12 protein-coding genes are annotated in these 12,576 nt (G+C 56.6%); 5 read left to right on the top strand and 7 right to left on the bottom strand.

Features of this window, described 5'->3' with window-relative positions; all coding sequences use genetic code 11:
• The first annotated feature begins 12 nt into the window (after nucleotides 1-12).
• Nucleotides 13-1,308, top strand: coding sequence for a YeaH/YhbH family protein (locus tag KO499_RS07340; protein ID WP_215983042.1), 1,296 nt, complete (start codon nucleotides 13-15; stop codon nucleotides 1,306-1,308).
• Nucleotides 1,305-2,864 (top strand): SpoVR family protein, encoded by a 1,560-nt coding sequence (locus KO499_RS07335; protein ID WP_215983041.1) that lies wholly within the window; start codon nucleotides 1,305-1,307, stop codon nucleotides 2,862-2,864. The genes KO499_RS07340 and KO499_RS07335 overlap by 4 nt, the downstream gene beginning before the upstream one ends.
• 28 nt (nucleotides 2,865-2,892) lie before the next feature.
• Here KO499_RS07335 and KO499_RS07330 read toward each other — a convergent pair whose 3' ends face one another.
• From KO499_RS07330 to KO499_RS07320, 3 genes are read right to left on the bottom strand one after another with little or no spacing between them, the layout of a single operon-like run.
• A complete protein-coding gene (locus KO499_RS07330) occupies nucleotides 2,893-3,630 on the bottom strand; it encodes an LrgB family protein (RefSeq protein ID WP_215983040.1) in 738 nt (245 codons plus the stop codon).
• Complete coding sequence (locus KO499_RS07325) at nucleotides 3,623-4,003, bottom strand: CidA/LrgA family protein (protein WP_215983039.1); 381 nt, start codon at nucleotides 4,001-4,003, stop codon at nucleotides 3,623-3,625. Before KO499_RS07325 ends, KO499_RS07330 begins: the two co-directional genes overlap by 8 nt.
• Nucleotides 4,004-4,018: 15 nt before the next feature.
• On the bottom strand, nucleotides 4,019-4,903 hold the full coding sequence (locus KO499_RS07320) for a bile acid:sodium symporter family protein (RefSeq protein ID WP_215983038.1): 885 nt from the start codon (nucleotides 4,901-4,903) through the stop codon (nucleotides 4,019-4,021).
• Between the two features lie 216 nt (nucleotides 4,904-5,119).
• Between KO499_RS07320 and KO499_RS07315 the strand changes: the two genes are divergently transcribed.
• Nucleotides 5,120-6,583, top strand: a complete 1,464-nt coding sequence (locus KO499_RS07315) for a WS/DGAT/MGAT family O-acyltransferase (protein ID WP_215983037.1) — start codon at nucleotides 5,120-5,122, stop codon at nucleotides 6,581-6,583.
• A gap of 88 nt (nucleotides 6,584-6,671) precedes the next feature.
• On the opposite strand, the gene KO499_RS07310 is transcribed toward KO499_RS07315, so the two are convergent.
• Together KO499_RS07310 and KO499_RS07305 are read right to left on the bottom strand one after the other, a co-directional pair.
• Entirely contained in the window at nucleotides 6,672-7,109 is a 438-nt protein-coding gene (locus KO499_RS07310) for an RrF2 family transcriptional regulator (RefSeq protein WP_215983036.1), read from the bottom strand.
• A gap of 28 nt (nucleotides 7,110-7,137) precedes the next feature.
• Nucleotides 7,138-7,506: a YbaN family protein gene (locus tag KO499_RS07305; protein WP_215983035.1), complete on the bottom strand. Its 369-nt coding sequence runs from the start codon at nucleotides 7,504-7,506 to the stop codon at nucleotides 7,138-7,140.
• A 190-nt stretch (nucleotides 7,507-7,696) separates the two neighbouring features.
• Here KO499_RS07305 and moaA point away from each other — a divergent pair, with 190 nt between their 5' ends.
• The gene (moaA, locus tag KO499_RS07300; protein ID WP_215983034.1) at nucleotides 7,697-8,689 is read left to right on the top strand and encodes a GTP 3',8-cyclase MoaA; all 993 of its coding nucleotides are present in this window, start codon (nucleotides 7,697-7,699) and stop codon (nucleotides 8,687-8,689) included.
• A 49-nt stretch (nucleotides 8,690-8,738) separates the two neighbouring features.
• Here the strand turns inward: moaA and KO499_RS07295 are convergent, their stop codons facing one another.
• Nucleotides 8,739-9,122 carry a DUF488 domain-containing protein gene (locus KO499_RS07295; protein WP_215983033.1) on the bottom strand — a complete coding sequence of 128 codons (384 nt, stop codon included), beginning with the start codon at nucleotides 9,120-9,122 and terminating at the stop codon, nucleotides 8,739-8,741.
• A 146-nt stretch (nucleotides 9,123-9,268) separates the two neighbouring features.
• A complete protein-coding gene (gene hemN, locus KO499_RS07290) occupies nucleotides 9,269-10,687 on the bottom strand; it encodes an oxygen-independent coproporphyrinogen III oxidase (protein WP_215983032.1) in 1,419 nt (472 codons plus the stop codon).
• A gap of 211 nt (nucleotides 10,688-10,898) precedes the next feature.
• Between hemN and KO499_RS07285 the strand changes: the two genes are divergently transcribed.
• A complete protein-coding gene (locus KO499_RS07285; RefSeq protein WP_215983408.1) occupies nucleotides 10,899-12,431 on the top strand; it encodes a cryptochrome/photolyase family protein in 1,533 nt (510 codons plus the stop codon).
• Nucleotides 12,432-12,576: the final 145 nt, after the last annotated feature.

Below are 12,576 nucleotides of genomic sequence, written 5' to 3'. Positions count from 1 at the left end.
TGGAGTAACGCCATGGGAATGACCCACATAGTCGACCGGCGACTGAACGGTAAGAACAAGAGCGCAGTGAACCGCGAACGGTTCCTGCGCCGCTATCGCCACCATATCAAACGTGCCGTGGCGGATGCCGTACAAAAGCGTTCGATTACAGACATTGAGCGGGGCGAGAAAGTCAGCATTCCGTCCCGGGACATTGAAGAACCCATTTTCCACCACGGCCAGGGCGGCAAGCGGGAGATGGTCCACCCCGGTAACCAGGAGTTCGTAGCTGGAGACACGATCCCCAAGCCCGAAGGTGGCGGCGGAGAGGGGGCCGGCCAGGGGCAGGCCAGTCCGGACGGCGAGGGCATGGACGAATTTGCCTTCCAGATTACCCAGGAGGAGTTCCTGGATTTTCTGTTCGACGATCTCGAACTGCCCAACCTGGCCCGCAAGAAACTCAAGGATACCGAAGCGTTCAAGTATGTTCGCTCCGGCTTCAGCACTCAGGGTGTACCGGCAAAACTGGATGTGGTGCGCTCGTTGCGCGGCGCCCATGCCCGTCGCCTGGGGCTTGGAGGCGCCCGCAAGAAGAAGATCCGGGACCTGGAAAAACAGCTGGAAGCGCTGAAAGCGGCGCCGGATGAACTGGATCCGGCGTTCAGCCACGAGGACCAGATTCAGGTTCTGGAAGAGGAAATTGCCCGGCTGAAGGCGAACATCCGCCGGATTCCGTTCATTGATGAAATTGACCTGCGTTACCGGCAGCACCTGAAGCAGCCGCAACCGGCCACCAGCGCGGTGATGTTCTGCCTGATGGACGTATCCGGGTCCATGACCCAGATGCACAAGGATATCGCCAAGCGCTTCTTCATCCTCCTGTATCTGTTCCTGAAAAAGAACTACAAGAAGATTGAAGTGGTCTTTATTCGTCACCACACCAGCGCCAAGGAAGTAGACGAGGAAGAATTCTTCTACTCCCGGGAAACCGGCGGCACCATTGTCTCCAGCGCCCTCAAGCTGATGCACAAGATCATTGAATCACGCTATTCCCCCGACGAGTGGAATATTTACGCCGCCCAGGCCTCTGACGGCGACAACTGGAACGACGACTCCCCGGTGTGCGGCAAGATCCTGGCCGACAACATTCTTCCACTGGTGCAGTACTTCGCTTATGTGGAAATAACGCCGCAAGACCACCAGATGCTCTGGTACGAGTACGAGAAGATCCACGAGCGATTTCCCCACGGCTTTGCCTTGCAGCAGATCGCCGACCCCGGGGAAATCTATCCGGTGTTCCGACAGTTGTTTGAGAGGAAAGCCGCATGACGAATCTCATGGATCGCCCGAACCTGCCGAAAAGTGACCTGCCCAAGGCCTCGGAGCCCATCTCCACAAGCTCGGAATGGACCTTTGATCTGATCCAGCAATACGACGATGAGATCGCCAAATGCGCTGCCGAGTTTGGCCTGGAGACCTACCCTAACCAGATTGAAGTGATCAGCGCCGAGCAGATGATGGATGCTTACAGCTCCGTTGGAATGCCCGTTGGCTATCACCACTGGTCGTTTGGCAAGCAGTTTCTCAGCACCGCCAAAGGTTACCAGCGGGGTCAGATGGGCCTGGCCTATGAAATCGTCATCAATTCCAACCCCTGCATCGCCTACCTGATGGAAGAGAACACTCTGCCGATGCAGGCGCTGGTCATTGCCCACGCCTCCTATGGCCATAACTCCTTTTTCAGGGGTAACTACCTCTTCCGAACCTGGACCGACGCCAGCGCGATCATCGATTACCTGGTGTTTGCCCGACATTACGTGGCGGAGTGCGAGGAGCGCTACGGCGTGGATGCAGTGGAACAAATTCTCGATTCCTGTCACGCCCTGATGAACTATGGCGTTGACCGCTACAAGCGCCCGGCACCGATATCTGCTTCAGAAGAGTCCCGGCGGCAGAAGGAGCGGGAAGAGTACCAGCAACGGCGCATCAACGATCTCTGGCGCACCATCCCGAAAATGGACGACGATGACGACCCGGAACACCGTCGTCGTCGCTATCCCGAGGAACCACAGGAAAATATTCTCTACTTCATTGAGAAGAATGCGCCCCTGCTGGAAACCTGGCAACGTGAAATCATCCGCATTGTGCGCAAGCTGGCGCAGTACTTTTACCCGCAGCGCCAGACCCAGGTCATGAACGAGGGCTGGGCCACCTTCTGGCACTACACCCTGCTGCACCGCATGTATGACAAAGGGCTGGTCAACGATGGCTTCATGCTGGAATTCCTCCAGAGTCATTCCGCGGTGGTGTACCAGCCACCGTTCAACAGCCCCTGGTATTCGGGCCTCAATCCCTACACGCTGGGTTTCTCGATGTTCACCGACCTTCGCAGGATCTGTGAGCATCCGACAGATGAGGATCATCAGTGGTTCCCGGACATCGCCGGCAGTGACTGGCTGGAAACCCTGCATTTTGCCATGCAGAACTTCAAGGATGAGAGTTTTATCCAGCAGTTCCTTTCACCCAAGGTAATGCGGGATCTGAAGCTCTTTGCGATCCAGAACGACGACCAGGAAGACGTTTACCGGGTAACCGCCATTCACGACGAGCCCGGGTATCGGGACCTGCGTGAAAAACTGGCCCGCCAGTACAACCTGAGTTACCGCGAGCCCAACATTCAGGTCTGGAATGTCGATGTCCGCGGTGACCGCTCACTGACCCTTCGCCACATTCCGGTAGACCGTGTCCCCCTTGGCGGGGAAACCGACGAAGTGCTGCGCCATGTGCACCGGTTGTGGGGTTTTGATGTTCATCTTGAAAGCGTCGACGACGGCACTCTCATGGAAGAACATCACTGCCCTCCCAGGGAACCTGAGGACGATTGATCAGACGTTGCTCGCCTGTGATCGCTTGTCAGGCCGGAAACAGAGATTCAATCAGATCAACGAGCCAGGGAACCAGCAACGCTGTCGCGAAGGCAGAAAGCGCCATCGCAAGGCCTGAGAACGCGCCCATTTGCGAACTTACCTGAAACGCTCGCGCAGTCCCGATGCCATGGGCCGCGACGCCCATGGCAATGCCCCTGGCGGTATCATCCCGAACGCGGATCCACTCGAAAAGCTTGGTCCCAAGTACGGCTCCGGTAATACCCGTGATGACTACCAGCACGGCGGTTAGCGATGGAAGCCCGCCTATTTTTTCTGAGATACCCATGGCCACCGGCGCCGTTGCGGACTTTGGTGCCAGGGACATCTGAATTTCCTGGGAGCCACCCAGCAACCGGGCGAGGCCGATGGAACTGCCGGCCGCGATGACAACACCACAGAACAGCGAAATCGTCACCGGCAACCAGAGCTGTCGAAGCCTGGAAAACTGCTGATACAGAGGAACCGCCAAGGCCACCGTAGCCGGCCCCAGCAAAAAGTGAACGAACTGTCCGCCTTCAAAGTAATCACTGTAAGACGTGCCTGTGGCCAGCAAAAGCACAATGAGCATGGCGACGGAGGTGACAACAGGATTCGCCAGCGGGCTGGAGTTGGTTCTCAGGTATAACCGATAAGCCAGACCATAGGCCACCAGCGTAATGGTGAGTCCCAGAAGCGGTGAGGCCGAGAGGTATACCCAGATGTCTTTCAGGCCCGGTTCATTCATCGGCGGGCCCCTTTTGCGCAAGTGGTTTGGTAAACCAGCGTGTGGTTATCTGCATGATCAGGGCCGTGGCGACCATGGTGATCACCGTACTCAACAGCAGCGCCAGCGCTATCGGAACCCATTCATCGGCAATACGATCAAAGTGCGCCATCATTCCCACACCCGCCGGAACGAACAGCAGTGAAAGATGACTGAGCAATGCCGTTGACGCCTGATCAACCGACGCGGGCGCCTTGCCCCGGATCATCAGGGTAATAAACAGCATCACCATGCCCAGCACAGGCCCGGGGATAGGCAGGCCCAGCAATCGGACGGTGATCTCGCCCACCAGCTGGTACACAAGAAGCAGGGTAATGCCGTTCAGAAACTGCATGGTGCAGGACTCCGGTCAGTTTTGTGACTGTACGGTCGAAACGGGAATGATGCTCCGTCCATACATGGCCAGCATAAACCCGATCGGGAACATCAATACTCCGTATACCGCTGCAGGAATCGACATGGCACTGGATTCCAGTAATGTCAGGGTAACCATCAGGGCGATAGTGCCGTTTTTAACACCCAGTTCGACTGCCACGGCAAGTGATTCCCGCTGGGTCAAACCGGCCATCCTGCCCGCAACAAGGCCAAGCCCGATACCTGCAAGATTCAACAGAATGGTTGCCGGCCCCGCCTGTTTCAGAAGCTCCCAGATCTGGTCACGCACCCCGTAAACCAGCGCAACAATGAGCAAGGCCAGCACAACACCACCAAAGATACTGACAATGCTCTCGGCCTTGCGGGCAACCTCGGGATTACGGGTGCGCACGACCATTCCGATGGCAACCGGAAACAGGACAATGCCGATCAGCATGCCCACGGTTTTCCAGACGGGCAGAACAATGTTTTCCTCCGTACCCATATAGTGCTGGAGAGCAATATTGGTAAACAGGGGTAACGTGAGGATGGTAATCAGGCTGGCACTGACCGTCAGCACGATAGACAGCGCAATGTTGCCCCGTGACAGAAGCACGAACAGATTCGATGTGGTGCCCCCCGGGCAGGCGGCAATAATCACCAGTCCTACGGCTATGGCTGGAGGCACCGCCAGCAGAGTGGCCAGCAGGAAGGCCACGAGCGGCATGATCAGGATCTGGGCAATCGTGCCCACAATCATCCCCTTAGGATACACCGCCACCTGACGGAAATCCCGGATCGTCAGGGTCATACCTATACCAATCATGATGATAAACAGAGCAATCGGCAGTCCTGCCGAGATAAGCGGGCTGGATTCCACAGTACCTCCGAATGTTTTTATTGTTACTGCAACCAACCCATGAAAGTAGCACAGACCAAGCGCTTTCGGGAGCCTTCAACGGCAACAGCCTGTAACTTTCATACCCGCCAAAAACCGCAAACTTTATGACCGCAGTCATCGTGTAAGGTCGCCGTTACACGTTATACTTGCATCAAACAATTACTATATCTCGACACTAGTGGAGACACACAAGGAATGAAACGCCTGGCAACGCTGGATGCCTCCTGGTTGGCCGTCGAATCTGAAGACACTCCCATGCACGTGGGAAACCTGCAGATTTTTTCGCTACCGGAGGGTGCCCCTGAGACCTTTCTTCGGGACATGGTGACCCGTATGAAAGAAACCGGTGATGTCGCACCTCCCTGGGGTTACAAGCTGGCCTGGTCGGGCTTGCTCGGTCGGGTGCTGGCGCCGTCCTGGAAAGTGGACAAAGACATTGATCTTGATTACCACGTGCGCCACTCCGCACTCCCCCGCCCCGGCGGCGAGCGCGAGCTGGGTATTCTCGTATCGCGTCTGCATTCCAATCCTCTGGATTTCGCCCGTCCACTCTGGGAATGCCACGTAATAGAGGGCCTGGAAAACAACCGGTTTGCGCTTTATACCAAAATGCATCACTCCATGATTGATGGCATAAGCGGTGTGCGCCTGATGCAGCGTGTACTGACGACAGACCCCGATAAAAGAAATATGCCGCCACCCTGGTCAGTGCGCCCGGAGCGTCGGCGCGGCAGCAAAACCGATTCTGAGGCCAGCGTTCCGGCAGCCTTCTCACAGGCCATGGACGCCCTGAAGCTGCAAGCCGACATGGCGCCCAGGTTGTGGCAGGCCGGCAACAGGCTGGTTCATTCGGTGCGCCATCCGGAAGATGGCCTGACAGCGCCCTTCACCGGCCCGGTATCCAAGATCAACCACCGGGTTACCGGTCAGCGCCGCTTCGCCACCCAGCACTACCAGCTGGGACGAATCAAAGCACTCTCTCATGTGTCCGGCGGCTCCCTGAACGATATCGTATTGTATCTTTGCGGCACGGCTCTTCGCCGCTTTCTGCTGGAACAGGATGAACTGCCAGACATTCCCCTCACCGCGGGCATACCGGTCAATATACGGCCGTCCGATGACGAAGGGACAGGCACGCAGATCAGCTTCATGATCGCTTCATTGGCGACCAACGAGGCGGATCCCCTGACTCGCCTGCAGAGTATCAAGGCCTCCACCCGCAGAGCCAAAGAGCACTTGCAGAAACTGCCGAAAAGCGCCCTGACGCAATACACCATGCTGTTGATGTCACCTTATATTCTTCAGCTGATGTCTGGCATGGGCGGACGCATGCGCCCTGTTTTCAATGTCACAATTTCCAATGTGCCAGGGCCTCAGCGAACACTCTATTACGAGGGAGCAAAACTCGAAGCCATGTACCCGGTTTCTCTGATTGCTCATGGCGGCGCACTGAACATTACCTGCCTCAGTTACGACGGCTCACTTAACTTTGGCTATACAGGGTGCCGGGACACCTTGCCAAGCATGCAGAGACTGGCTGTCTATACCGGCGAGGCACTGGATGAACTGGAAGGTTTGATCTTGCCCCCCAAAGCAGACACTGCGGTCAAGCCCGGGGCGAACCGGAAAAAAACCACAAGAAAGCCCAAAACGGAATGATGCAGGCGGCTCTCGATCCTGGTTTTGTCATGGAGCGCGCCTGTATCCGGAACTGCCCGGCCAGATTTCAGACAGTCGCCTGGCCGGATCAGGCGATCTGAAGAATACGAAGCAGCTGGGGACGGTGCTGCTCCTGGATGACATCGGCCAGGGTGTACTTGTCGAGGACCTCAAGGAAGGCTTTCAATGCCTCCCCGAACATTGATTTAAGACCACATACCGGCGTGATCTTGCAGGCGTTATTGGAGGTATGGCACTCCACGATGCTCAGGTCCTGTTCGGTCTCCCGGACCAGGATACCGACGTTGATATCGGACGGAGACCGGTGCAGACGCATTCCGCCTTTCTTGCCCCGGATGGTTTCGATGTAACCTTTCTTGTTGAGCTGATGAACCACCTTCATAAGATGGTTCTTGGAAATATCATAGCTGTCCGCGATTTCCTGAATCGTCGCCAGACGATCACCCTGCACTGCCAGATAAATCAGCACGCGAAGCGAATAATCCGTGTAACGGGTGATGTGCATTCAATACTCCAGTCGGTATCCAGGTGGTTCAGTAAGAAGGTCGTGTCAGCAGGTAACAGGCGGTACCGCACAAAAATACACCCGAAAACCCCAGCACCACACCAGACGCCCCAAGCGCTAACAGCATCCCCCAACTCAGGGCCATCATGCTGCAGGCCAGAACCTTGGCTCTCGCAGGGACTGCGCGACGCGTGCGCCATTGGTCGATTGCCGGACCAAACCTGGGATGGTCCTCAAGCCACTGGGCAAACGCCGGTGATCCCTTGCTGGCGAAGAACGCGGCCAACAGGACAAAGGGCGTGGTTGGCAGCAGCGGCAAAACTACACCCACTACAGCCAGTCCTGCCGATATATACGCAAGAACCCGAAAACCGGTTTTCCCCAAACGATCGCCCATAGCGTGGTTCTCACCAAGGTTGATAACTGCATCTATTCTACCGGGATTCAGTGTACAGGTCTGCCCAGACGGCTCAGAAACACCAGGCCCGTGACGGCTTACTTTTCAGGGGGTATCGGAATTGGTGATCCGATCTGTAATACTTAACCTACACTCGATTTAAAGAACAATCGGCAACAGGACCAACCCGATGTCCCAGAGCAAGCTGACTGACCGTTTTGGCCGCACCGTCAACTACGTGCGCCTGTCCGTCACTGACCGCTGTGATTTTCGCTGCGTCTACTGCATGGCCGAGGACATGACGTTTCTGCCCCGCCAGCAGGTTCTGACGCTTGAGGAAATTGCCCGGATTGCCCGCAACTTTGTCGACCTGGGAACGGAAAAAATCCGGCTGACCGGCGGCGAGCCGCTGGTACGCAAGGACATTCTGGAGCTGGTCAGGGAGATCGGCACCTATGGGTTGCGAGACTTCGCCATGACCACCAACGGCAGCCAGCTGCCAGCCATGGCAGAGTCTCTCCGCAAGGCCGGAATACATCGGCTGAATATCAGTATCGACTCACTGGACGCGGAAAAGTTTCGCAGCATCACCCGCACCGGCAAACTGAGTCAGGTACTGGAGGGCATTGATGCTGCCCGCGAAGCCGGCTTCGAAGGCATCAAACTCAACACGGTTGTCATGAAGGGCCGTAACGATGAAGAAATCCCGGAGCTGATCGAGTTCGCCCGCAGGAAACACGTGGATATCAGCTTCATCGAAGAGATGCCACTGGGCGAGATTTCCGAGCATGACCGGGGCCTCGCCTTGTGCACCAGCGAAGAAGTGCGGGACATTATCCGCAAGCATCATGAACTGGTCCCGGCTACCGAGGACTCCGGCGGTCCCGCCCGCTACTACCGGATGAAAGATAGCGAAACCCGGGTTGGTTTCATATCTCCCCATTCCCACAACTTCTGTTCCACCTGCAACCGGGTGAGGGTCACCGTTGAGGGTCGACTGCTTTTGTGCCTCGGAAACGAGCATTCGGTGGATCTGCTCAGAGTGCTTCGCGGCAATCCGGTAACGGACGACAAGCTGCGGCAAACCATCATCAATGCCATGGATCTGAAGCCGGAACGCCATCACTTTGCCACCAACGGAGATGTTCAGATCCTGCGCTTCATGAATATGACCGGCGGTTAAACAAAGCCCTTTGATATCTGTGCGGGCGGCTTTAACCGGCAAGGTCCTCTCAATTTTCACCCTCGTCGCCAATGAGATGGCCGTTCAAGATAAAATCCCGTAGCGCAACGGCATTGTTGTGCTTGGTCTCTTTAGACCCGAACACCAGGGTGATGCGACGGTATTCTGCGAACAACCCTTTGAGCTTCTCAAGATCCTCACCAGCTTCCGGCGCAGACAGTTCCCTCAGATATCGCTTCCGAAATTCCAGCCATTTCCCGGGATCATGGCCAAACCACTTGCGCAGTTCCGTGGAAGGCGCCAGCCCTTTCAGCCACAGGGTGAGGTCGGCATCTTCCCTGGCAACCCCTCGGGGCCAGATACGATCAACAAGTACTCGCGGGCCATCGGAGCGTGCAGGTTTGTCGTAGGCTCGTTTCAGGTGAATATCCATCAGCGCCCTCCTCCAGCTGTTCCAAACAAAAAACGTTCGGCCATCGAATGACCCGGAACAACACTGTAGCAAACTCAAAGCCCACGCCAGAGATGCCGGTTTATCCAGATCAAGCCCCGAACAGATCCATGCCCGGGAGACTGATCTCAGATAATGCGTGAAAAGCGCTGGCTCGCGCCTTCTTTACGATACAGGTCGAAGATCTGACAGATAGCCCGAATCAGCAATCGTCCTGCAGGCTCGACCTGCAGCGCGGGTCCCTTGTCCGCCACGAGTTGATCCCTGATCATCGGGCGCAAGCGGGCAAGTTCATCGGCAAAGTAGCGGTCGAAGTCCTCAGCCCAAGTGTCTGCAAACTGCTGGCGGTCGAGCCGGAACTGACAGATCAGTTGGCCGATCACCCAACGGCGGATCCGGTCATCACGGGTCAGGCTTACGCCCTTGGTAATAGCCAGCTGGCCAGCATCAATCGCCGCTTCCCAGGAAGGCAGGTCGTGATTGTTCTGGAAATAGGCATCGTCGGTCTGGCCAATAGCCGATACGCCCAGGGACACCAGGTCGCACTCGGAATGGGTGGTGTAACCCTGAAAATTCCGGTGCAGGCGGCCTTCGCGCTGGGCCACGGCAAGGCTGTCGTCCGGCTTGGCGAAATGGTCCATGCCGATGTATTCGTAACCGGCTTCCAGGAGCCGATTGATCGTGTTGTGCAGGATGGTCAGTTTTTGCTGCGGGCTCGGCAGCGTATTCTCCTGGATGCGGGTCTGTGGATAGAACCGATCGGGCAGGTGCGCGTAGCTAAATACAGAAAGCCGGTCCGGTGACATTTCAATGACTGCTTCCAGGGTCTCGGCGAAACTCTCCGGAGTCTGATGTGGCAGGCCGTAGATCAGGTCCAGGTTAATAGAACGGAAGCCGATGCGGCGCGCTTCATTGAGCACAGATTCGGTCATGTCCCGGGGCTGGATACGGTTCACCGCTTTCTGAACCTCCGGGTTCACATCCTGAACGCCGAGACTGATCCGGTTAAAGCCGAGATCCCAGAGTGTGGGCAGGGTATCCTGATCCACTTCCCGCGGGTCGATCTCGACACTGTAATCCCGCTCTTCACTGGCCTGCAGGTTGAACAGTTCGCCATACCCGGCCATCAGGTGTTCCATGACATCTTTCGGCAGGAACGTGGGTGTGCCGCCCCCCCAGTGCAGTTGGGTAACCGGCCGGTCAGCGCCGAACAGTTTTGACTGGATAGCCGCTTCTTTCAGCAAACGCTCCACGTAGGGCATGGCCTTGTCACGCTTCTTGGTGATGACCTTGTTACAGGCGCAGTAGTAGCAAAGATGCGCGCAGAACGGCAAGTGTGTATAGAGGGACAAAGGACTGCCAATGGCCTTGCTTCGGGCCGCCGCCTTTACCATCTCCTCGACCGGGTAACTCTGGTTGAACTCAACGGCCGTTGGGTAGGAGGTGTACCTTGGGCCGCTGAGGTCGTAGCGGCGGATAAGGGCGTCGTCCCAGATGAATTCTGGCAATGTTGAATTTTGGGCTTTGAGTGCGGGGATGGAAATCATATTAAGTGCTCTGGGGTATAACGGGATCATCCAGGATTTGCCGGCATTTTAGGGCAATCCCCTCACTCGCATTTTGATGCGGGTCAGGTGACTGATGGTTTCATTTTATCAGCCTGGCTTATGAACCACCCTTGGGCTGTTGGCGTACTTCGTTTACCCCTTTGTGGGCATCACTGTGCGTGGAGCCCGATATATGGAGAACAGTCCCGACATGGCAAACCTGATTCTGATTCTGGGTGATCAACTAGCGAGAGATATCAGTGCACTCGAAAACGCCGACAGGGATCAGGATCTCGTCGTGATGGCTGAAGTCCACGAGGAGGCCAGCTACACCAACCACCACAAGAAGAAAATCGTTCTGCTGTTCAGTGCTATGCGGCACTTCGCCAGACAGTTGGAGGATGAAGGCTGGCGGGTGCATTACCAGGTCTACCATCCGGACAATCAACTTCAGAGCCTTGAGGCAGTGGTTGCCGAACAGATTCAGAGGATAAAAGCGGACAAGGTGATTACCACGGAATGCGGGGAGTGGCGGCTGCATGAACAGATCAGCGGCTGGCATGAACGCCTCGGCCTACCCGTGGAAATTCGTCCGGATACGCGGTTTATTGCCACCAAGCAGGAATTTGCCGACTGGGCCGAAGGCCGGAAGCAGTTGCGGATGGAATTCTTTTATCGGGAAATGCGACGCAAGACCGGCTTACTGATGACGCCCGAAGGCGAGCCTGAGGGCGGGCAGTGGAATTTCGATGCGGACAACCGGAAAAAGTGGGCGGGCAAGCCCGCGGCACCCGCGCCATTTCGTATTGAACCGGACGAGGTCACCCGCGATGTGATTGCGCTGGTTGACGAACACTTCGGCGATCACTTTGGCACCACTGACGACTTTCATTTTGCGGTCGTGGCAGAAGACGCACAGGCCGCGCTCGACCATTTCATCGATTTTGCCCTGCCCTGCTTCGGTGATTATCAGGATGCGATGTCTGACACCGAGGACTGGCTGTTTCACGCGATTCTGTCTCCCTATATCAACAGCGGTCTGCTGGATCCTCTCGCTGCTTGCGAAGCGGCGGCTCAGGCCTGGTACTCAGGGCGGGCTCCGATCAATGCGGTGGAAGGATTCATTCGGCAGATTCTGGGTTGGCGGGAGTTTGTGCGGGGGATCTATTGGATGAACATGCCGGCTTACGCCCGGGAAAACCGCCTGGGCAACACCCGCGCCCTGCCCTGGTTCTACTGGACCGGCGATACCAGGATGCGCTGCATGCACAAGGCCATTGATGCAACACGCCGCAACGCCTATGCCCACCACATCCAGTGGCTGATGGTAACCGGCAACTTCGCGCTGCTGGCGGGCATAAAACCGGAGGAAATCTGCGACTGGTACCTGGCGGTGTATGCCGATGCCTATGACTGGGTGGAGCTGCCCAACGTACTGGGCATGGTCATGCACGCCGATGGTGGCTACCTGGGTTCCAAACCCTATGCCGCCAGCGGCAAGTATATCCAGCGCATGTCAGACCACTGCGCCAACTGCCACTACAAGGTAAACAAATCCACAGAATCAGACGCCTGCCCGTTCAATGCCCTGTACTGGCACTTTATCGACCGGCACCGGGGCGACTTCGCCAAAAACCCGCGTATGGGCATGATGTACCGTAACTGGGACAAACAGAAACCGGAACGGCGGGAAGCGCTGCTCCAGCGCGCCGAGTATCTGCTGGCGAATCTGGAGCAGCTGTAGCTCCCGGCATCGGTCATCGTCCGGGCCCGGCCCAGCCCAAGTCCCTGATCAGTTTCGTCAGCGCTAATTTTGGCTGTTCGTCACCGTTATCAAATTGTGTCTATACTTCCTGAGGTAAGAGCAAAAAAGGCGCGCTAGCCTGTTT

Origin of the sequence: Marinobacter sp. F3R08, from assembly GCF_018860425.1 — a bacterium.
Classification (GTDB): Bacteria; Pseudomonadota; Gammaproteobacteria; order Pseudomonadales; family Oleiphilaceae; genus Marinobacter.
Note: the sequence above shows the minus strand (reverse complement) of the source record. Positions and strands in the feature narration are given on the sequence as shown.

Excerpts from the sequence above, each read along its gene's own strand:
- KO499_RS07285 (WP_215983408.1), top strand. The coding sequence starts at position 10,899 with ATGGCAAACCTGATTCTGATTCTGGGTGATCAACTAGCGAGAGATATC.
- hemN (WP_215983032.1), bottom strand. The coding sequence starts at position 10,687 with ATGATTTCCATCCCCGCACTCAAAGCCCAAAATTCAACATTGCCAGAA.
- KO499_RS07330 (WP_215983040.1), bottom strand. The coding sequence starts at position 3,630 with ATGAATGAACCGGGCCTGAAAGACATCTGGGTATACCTCTCGGCCTCA.
- KO499_RS07305 (WP_215983035.1), bottom strand. The coding sequence starts at position 7,506 with ATGGGCGATCGTTTGGGGAAAACCGGTTTTCGGGTTCTTGCGTATATA.
- KO499_RS07310 (WP_215983036.1), bottom strand. The coding sequence starts at position 7,109 with ATGCACATCACCCGTTACACGGATTATTCGCTTCGCGTGCTGATTTAT.
- KO499_RS07340 (WP_215983042.1), top strand. The coding sequence starts at position 13 with ATGGGAATGACCCACATAGTCGACCGGCGACTGAACGGTAAGAACAAG.
- KO499_RS07325 (WP_215983039.1), bottom strand. The coding sequence starts at position 4,003 with ATGCAGTTTCTGAACGGCATTACCCTGCTTCTTGTGTACCAGCTGGTG.
- KO499_RS07335 (WP_215983041.1), top strand. The coding sequence starts at position 1,305 with ATGACGAATCTCATGGATCGCCCGAACCTGCCGAAAAGTGACCTGCCC.
- KO499_RS07295 (WP_215983033.1), bottom strand. The coding sequence starts at position 9,122 with ATGGATATTCACCTGAAACGAGCCTACGACAAACCTGCACGCTCCGAT.
- KO499_RS07315 (WP_215983037.1), top strand. The coding sequence starts at position 5,120 with ATGAAACGCCTGGCAACGCTGGATGCCTCCTGGTTGGCCGTCGAATCT.
- moaA (WP_215983034.1), top strand. The coding sequence starts at position 7,697 with ATGTCCCAGAGCAAGCTGACTGACCGTTTTGGCCGCACCGTCAACTAC.